This is a genomic window from Bradyrhizobium sp. PRIMUS42 (genome assembly GCF_023006515.1).
Taxonomy (GTDB): Bacteria; Pseudomonadota; Alphaproteobacteria; order Rhizobiales; family Xanthobacteraceae; genus Bradyrhizobium.
In genome coordinates this window covers 1-6,840 of the sequence record NZ_JALBGZ010000331.1, presented here as the reverse complement: position 1 = coordinate 6,840, position 6,840 = coordinate 1, and the positions used below count along the sequence as shown (strand labels likewise).

Genomic DNA, 6,840 nt, shown 5'->3' with positions numbered 1-6,840 from the left:
CCAGCGGCTCGCCGATCACGCCGGTCGAGGCCAGGAAGATCTCGCCCTCGCTGCATCCGACCGCCTTGGCCGCGATCTTGGCGGTCAGCGCGGTGGAGGCGCGGCCGGTCTTGCCGGTGAAGGCATTGGCGTTGCCGGAATTGACGACGAGGGCGCGTGCCTTGCCGCCCTTCAGCTTGGCGCGGCACCATTCCACGGGGGCGGAGGGGCATTTTGACTTGGTGAAGACGCCGGCGACCGCAGTGCCCTTGTCCATCACCGCCAGCAGCACGTCCGTGCGGTTCTTGTAGCGGATGCCGGCCTCGGCCGTCGCGAGACGGATGCCCGCGATGGTGGGCATGTCGGGAACAGTTTTCGGGGCGAGAGGAGAGACGGAAGAGGACATCGCGGGGCGCCTTGGTGGGGTCTGGATATGCAGATGCCCGGCACGGGGGCCGGGCATCACGACACGTTAGATACTCTTGGCGTCAGCGAAGTGACAGCGAATTCTTACTCTTCGCGGTCTTACTTCTTAGCAGGCGGCGCCATCTTGCTGTCAGACGGCTTGGCTGCGTCCGCCGGCTTGGCATCCGACTTGGCATCCGCCGCCGGCTGGTCCAGCCGCTCGACCTTGGCTTCGGCGCGCAGCTTGGCGACGTAGTCGGCCTGGGCCTTGCGGGTGACGTACTGCTCGATCTGGGCCTTGACCTGCTCGAAGTCCGGCGCCTTGCGGTTGCGCTTTTCCTCGACCTTGATGATGTGCCAGCCGAACTGCGACTTCACGGGGTCGGAGATCTTGCCGGGCTCCATCGCGAAGGCGACGGTCGAGAATTCCGGCACCATCTGCTCCTTGGTGAAGAAGCCGAGGTCGCCGCCGTCGGCCGAGCCCGGATCCTTGGACTTCTTCTTGGCGAGTTCGGCGAAATCGGCGCCCTTGTCGAGCTCGGCCTTCACCGCCTTGGCCTCGTCCTCGGTCTCGACCAGGATGTGGCGGGCGCGCACCTCCTGCTCGCCGGTGATCTGCTTGGAGGCCTCCTCATAGACCTTCTTCATGGCGTCGGGGGTGGTGGCGGCCTTGCCCTCGCCCGCGAGCAGGCTGTCCATCAGAAGCCGGTTGCGGGCGAATGCCAGGCGCTTCTTGAACTCCTCGCTGTCGGCAACCTTCTTGTCTTCGGCAGCCTTGCTGACGATTTTCATGTCGATCAGGAACGACAGGACGTTCTCGTCCTTGGTCGCCGGGTCCATCTGGGCGAGGCTCGCCCCGAGCTCCTCCTCGGCCATGGCGACGTCGCTCTTCTTGATTTCCGCGCCATTGACCTTCGCCAGCACCGGATCGTCGGCGGCCCGGAGCGGGCCCGCGAACGCCAGGGACAGCGCCAGAGCGAGGCTGCCAGCCAGGGCGGACGCACGGCGAAAACGCTGGCCGGTGGTTACCGGGAACGAGGTGGTCATGGAAAATCCTTATGTTGAAGCAGGGGGCTGCTCGAGCGGGGCGGACACTCGCCCAATTCAGGGGGCCTTGGCAACGCGAAAAGTCTGTCAAAATGATGAATTAGCCGCAATGCGCCCGCCGTTGACAAGGCCCTGACCGGGCCATATCTCTGCCCGGTCGCGACCATGGCGATGGCGTTTATTTTGCTGCGTTTTTGGCCGTTGAACCCAGACTTGTCCAATTCCCACCCATATGGCGGACGCCCCCCGCAGTCCGGGCCAACGGCGCCGTCAGGCGTCACGGTGAGTTGATAGGCAGGGGGGTGACAACTTCTTGGCTGCAACGCGGTTGAATCGCGAACACAGGAACTAGGCATGATCGGCGCGCTCGCCCGCAAGTTTTTCGGCTCCGCCAACGACCGGCGGGTGAAGGGATATCAGTCCCGCGTCAACGCGATCAACGCGCTGGAGGGAGAGGTTTCCAAGCTCTCCGACGAGGCGCTCAAGGCCCGCACCGTCGAGTTCAAGAAGCAGCTCGCCGAGGGCAAGACGCTCGACGACCTCCTCGTCCCCGCCTTCGCAACCGTGCGCGAGGCCGCCAAGCGCACGCTCGGCCAGCGCCATTTCGACGTCCAGCTGATCGGCGGCATGGTGCTTCATGAGGGCGACATCGCCGAGATGAAGACCGGCGAAGGCAAGACGCTGGTCGCGACGCTGGCGGTCTATCTCAACGCGCTCGCCGGCAAGGGCGTCCACGTCGTCACCGTCAACGACTACCTCGCCCGCCGCGATTCCGGCTGGATGGGCGAGATCTACGGCTTCCTCGGCATGACCACCGGCGTGATCGTGCACGGTCTCGACGACGCCGAGCGCAAGGCCGCCTATGCCTGCGACATCACCTATGGCACCAACAACGAATACGGCTTCGACTATCTGCGCGACAACATGAAGTATCGGCTCGAGGACATGGTCCAGCGGCCGCACTTCTTCGCCATCGTCGACGAGGTCGACTCCATCCTGATCGACGAAGCGCGCACGCCGCTGATCATCTCCGGTCCGCTCGACGACCGTTCAGACTTCTACAACACCATCGACGGCTTCCTGCCCAAGCTCGACAAGACCGACTACGAGGTCGACGAGAAGCAGCGTACGGTGACGCTGACCGAAGCCGGCATGGAGAAGATCGAGACCCTGCTGCGCGATGCCGGCCAGCTCAAGGGCGAGTCGCTCTACGACGTCGAGAACGTCTCCGTCGTGCACCACATCAACCAGGCGCTGCGCGCCCACACGCTGTTCACGCGCGACAAGGACTACATCGTCCGCGACGACGAGGTCGTCATCATCGACGAGTTCACCGGACGCATGATGCAGGGCCGCCGCTATTCCGAGGGTCTGCACCAGGCGCTGGAAGCCAAGGAGCATGTGCAGGTTCAGCCGGAGAACCAGACTCTGGCCTCGATCACCTTCCAGAACTATTTCCGGATGTATGAAAAGCTCGCCGGCATGACCGGCACGGCGTTGACCGAAGCCGACGAACTCTTCGACATCTACAAGCTCGAGGTCGTGGAAATCCCGACCAACGTGCCGATCGGCCGCCTCGACGAGGACGACGAGGTCTATCGCACCCACAAGGAAAAATACACGGCCATCCTCGCCGAGATCGAGCGGGCCAATTCGCGGCTGCAGCCGGTGCTGGTCGGCACGGCGTCGATCGAGAAGTCGGAAGTGCTGGCCGAGTTTCTGAAGCAGAACGGCTACAAGCAGATCGATTTCGGCAAGGATAACGCGCTCGACAAGCTTTACGCTGCCGCCCGCGCCGGCAAGCCGGCGAAGCTGTTCGCTGTGCTGAATGCGCGCTTCCACGAGCAGGAAGCCTATATTGTCGCGGAAGCCGGCGTGCCCGGCGCGATCACGATCGCGACCAACATGGCCGGCCGCGGTACCGACATCAAGCTCGGCGGCTCGCTCGAGATGCGCATCCCGAAGGAGACGGCGGGCATCGAAGACGAGGCCGAGAAGGCCAGGAAGATCGAGCAGATCAAGGCCGACGTCGAGCGCTTCCGCGACATCGTGCTGAAGGCCGAAGAGGTCGTCGAGATCGAGCCGGCGAAGGGCAACAAGCCCGCCAAAACCGTGACGAAGCCCGGCGGCCTCTACATCATGGGCTCCGAGCGCCACGAATCCCGCCGTATCGACAACCAGCTGCGCGGCCGTTCCGGCCGTCAGGGCGACCCCGGCCGCTCGAAATTCTTCCTGTCGCTGGAAGACGATCTGATGCGCATCTTCGGCTCGGACCGCCTCGACAGCATGCTGCAGCGTCTCGGCCTGCAAGAGGGCGAGGCAATCATTCATCCCTGGATCAACAAGGCCCTGGAGAAGGCGCAGCAGAAGGTCGAGGCGCGCAACTTCGACATCCGCAAGAACCTCCTCAAGTTCGACAACGTCCAGAACGACCAGCGCAAGGTGATCTTCGACCAGCGCGTCGACCTGATGAAGGACGAGAGCGTCGCCGAGACCGTCACCGACATGCGCCATGCCTTCATCGACGACCTCGTCGCCAAGCACGTGCCCGAGCATGCCTATGCCGAGCAGTGGGACGTTGCGGGTCTGAAGGACGAACTGAAGCGCGTGCTCGATCTCGATCTGCCGGTCGACGACTGGGCCAAGGAAGAGGGCATCGCCGACGAGGAGTTGCTGAACCGTATCGAGACCAGGGCCGACGAGCACATGGCGGCCAAGGTCGCGCAATGGGGTCCCGACGTGATGCGTTACGTCGAGAAGACCATTTTGCTCCAGACCCTCGACCATCTCTGGCGCGAGCATCTGATCATGCTCGACCATTTGCGCCAGGTCATCGGCCTGCGCGGTTACGGCCAGCGCGATCCGCTCCAGGAGTACAAGACCGAAGCCTTCAACCTCTTCCAGGAGATGAGCGCTCATCTGCGCGAGGCCGTCACGGCGCAGCTGATGCGCGTCGAGATCGTCCCGCCGGAGCAGGAAGCGCCCGTCCTGCCGCCGATGGAGGCGCACAAGTTCGACCCGAACACCGGCGAGGACGAGATGGCGCTCGCCAGCGTCACGCTCGGCGCTCAGGCCTCCGACGCCGCGCTGCGCGATCCCAAGAATCCCGCCAGCTGGGGCAAGGTCGGCCGCAACGAGGACTGCCCCTGCGGCTCGGGCAAGAAGTACAAGCACTGCCACGGAAGGTATGCTTGACGCAGCCTATCGGGGCGCGGCGCCGGTCTACTTGAAAGCCTTTTCGCACAGCGCCTTGTCCTTCCCGCTCCCGTTCTTCCAGCGAATGCACGCCATGGCTTCGTCCGGAGCGTACTTGCTGATGCTCATTCTGATATGGGAGGGTTTTCCTTCGCCATAATAGGCTGTGCCGGACACGTCGACGGACGCATCGGCAATGAACCAGTGCCGCTTGAAGCCGTCGTCGGTAGCTTGTTCTTCGATCTTCGAAAAGCAGCCTCGCGCGGCGTTGAGAAGCTTGTCGACCCTTTCCTCCAGCTGCTTTCTGCTGGTGCGTTCGTAGTTCCACGTACAGCTATAGTCCGGCCGCATTCGGAGCTGGATATCCGGCTCCCGCTCGTTCCCGATCATGACCTCGCAGTCCGGTGAAGCAGAAAGGCTATCGAAAGCAAGCCTGCTGGATGCAGAGAACGAGTCGGTCTGCAGATGGCTGCTGAACATGTTGTCGGGCTTCCTGGGGCCGATGATCGGCTTGAACCCGTTGGCGGCCAGCGCGCTGATCGATTTGACCTGCTTGCAGAACGGGCTGTCTGCCGCCGAGGCGTCCGCCTGCTTCACGGTGGGGCTGGGCTTTTCCTCATTCGCCAACTTGTAGGCTTTGATCTCGTCGAGCTGCCGGACCGTTTGCGCGTAATAGGCCGGATCGACCTTGCCGCATTTTTTCGCCACCCATTCCTGCCGTTGCTTGACCTGCTCCAGCCTCCAGGAGGACACCTTATTCCGCTGGCATCCGTTCTCGATCAGCTGCTTTTCCTCGCTGACGCCAATCTTGTAGTATTTCAACTCGGCCTCTTCCTTCAGGCAACTGAGCGTTAGGTCCCAGTTCGACCTCTCCTCGAAGTATTTTTCAGGACCCCAGCCGCGCAACATCCGCGCATAGAGCTCTTCCAGCTTGGGGTTCTTGAGGTCTTCGATCGCAGCCCGCTCGCGGGCGACCAGGTTCTCCGCAAGCTTCGACTGCTTATCAAGCTCACGCTCGATAGTGTCGCATTTGGGCTGCGCGTAGCATGCTGCTGGAACGAGCAGCGCGCATGCGAAGGGGATCAAGGACCTGGTCGCGAAGGCCGCAAGGTTGGCGAGCACGTCAAACTCCCGACGTTGATGTGGATCGGCTTTGTCGGCAACATGCAAGCGGGTCACGTTGTGGATGGCGGCTCGGTCGACGCCGTGCGCACTTTTCCGGATCATGCGCTAGCGCCCACATCGCTCGATGCTGGCTCGCCAGTCCGGCGCGTCGATCCTCGGAAGCTGGTAGCTCGCGGTCTTGCTCGAAATCGTCAGCGGCGAGGCGCCTTCGATCAGGTCGAGCAGATGCTTCTCCACCCGCTTCCAGCGCTTTCCGAACAGGTCGGGATCCTGCCGCGAGAAGCCCAAATCCCATTGCACGAAATTGGTCAGATCGTCGTCCCCCGACAGCTCCTCGAACTCGCCGACGAGCTTCATCGTCCTGCGGCCGTCCCCGATCATCAGCGTGGCCTTGCCGGCGCGTCCTGCCTTGTCCGGATACTTTGCATGCAGGCCGAAGGCGCGGCCGCATCCGAGAACGAACGTCAGCTTGCCGTCTTCCGAGTAGCTCAGGGAGGGAAGCTGCCGGTTGTCGAATTCGAGTTTCCACGATCCTGCCGCAGCAGGAGCGGGGCCGGCAACGAGGCAAAGGACGATCGTCAGGACAAGGTTTCGCAAGACGACGATCTCCTAAAAGCGGCTCAACACCAGCGGGTCACTTGCACAATTCACGGAGCTGATTTCGCTTTTCGACGAGATCGGCGCGCTGTGGGTCGTTCCACTTTAGCTTAATGATCGTGAAGTTGATGTCCTCGACCCGCTCACAATTCTCCTTGGACGGCTTGGCGCCCGAAACTTTCGGCTTGGGATCGGGACGAGGCGCCCGCTCTGGCGTCTTGGCGTCGGCCGCGCGAACCATCGCGATGGCACGTCTTGCCTTTGCCTCTCCTGCGGGGTCACCGGCCTTGCGGTATTGCTCTGCCGCCTTGATGAAATTGTCCTCCGCGACCTGCAGCTCCCGCTTCCGGTTCGCATAGTGAAATCTCTGGCCGAATTCAGCGCCGCCTCGCTTGCGCCGTAAAGTGTATGCGCGTAGTTGGCGGCGGCCCGCTTCTCGCCGTCAACCGCGCTGGGCGGGGTTGCGGGGGGCTTGGGGGCAGCAGGCGGAGG

5 protein-coding genes are annotated in these 6,840 nt (G+C 63.0%); 1 reads left to right on the top strand and 4 read right to left on the bottom strand.

What is annotated here, in order from left to right; genetic code table 11:
* Together MOV75_RS22395 and MOV75_RS22390 are read right to left on the bottom strand one after the other, a co-directional pair.
* Window positions 1–385 (bottom strand): bifunctional ornithine acetyltransferase/N-acetylglutamate synthase (locus MOV75_RS22395; protein ID WP_247006630.1); only part of this gene is annotated, 385 nt, incomplete at its 3' end.
* 119 nt (window positions 386–504) lie between these two features.
* Window positions 505–1,431 carry a peptidylprolyl isomerase gene (locus MOV75_RS22390; RefSeq protein ID WP_246920841.1) on the bottom strand — a complete coding sequence of 309 codons (927 nt, stop codon included), beginning with the start codon at window positions 1,429–1,431 and terminating at the stop codon, window positions 505–507.
* Window positions 1,432–1,785: 354 nt separating this feature from the next.
* Here MOV75_RS22390 and secA point away from each other — a divergent pair, with 354 nt between their 5' ends.
* The gene (secA, locus tag MOV75_RS22385; protein ID WP_247006629.1) at window positions 1,786–4,626 is read left to right on the top strand and encodes a preprotein translocase subunit SecA; all 2,841 of its coding nucleotides are present in this window, start codon (window positions 1,786–1,788) and stop codon (window positions 4,624–4,626) included.
* 27 nt (window positions 4,627–4,653) lie between these two features.
* Here the strand turns inward: secA and MOV75_RS22380 are convergent, their stop codons facing one another.
* Window positions 4,654–5,853 (bottom strand): hypothetical protein, encoded by a 1,200-nt coding sequence (locus MOV75_RS22380; RefSeq protein WP_247006628.1) that lies wholly within the window; start codon window positions 5,851–5,853, stop codon window positions 4,654–4,656.
* 3 nt (window positions 5,854–5,856) lie between these two features.
* Window positions 5,857–6,348: a hypothetical protein gene (locus MOV75_RS22375; RefSeq protein ID WP_246920832.1), complete on the bottom strand. Its 492-nt coding sequence runs from the start codon at window positions 6,346–6,348 to the stop codon at window positions 5,857–5,859.
* Window positions 6,349–6,840: the final 492 nt, after the last annotated feature.

What these genes read in the sequence shown, in the direction of transcription:
- MOV75_RS22390 (WP_246920841.1), bottom strand. Translation starts at nt 1,431, where the DNA reads ATGACCACCTCGTTCCCGGTAACCACCGGCCAGCGTTTTCGCCGTGCG.
- secA (WP_247006629.1), top strand. Translation starts at nt 1,786, where the DNA reads ATGATCGGCGCGCTCGCCCGCAAGTTTTTCGGCTCCGCCAACGACCGG.
- MOV75_RS22380 (WP_247006628.1), bottom strand. Translation starts at nt 5,853, where the DNA reads ATGATCCGGAAAAGTGCGCACGGCGTCGACCGAGCCGCCATCCACAAC.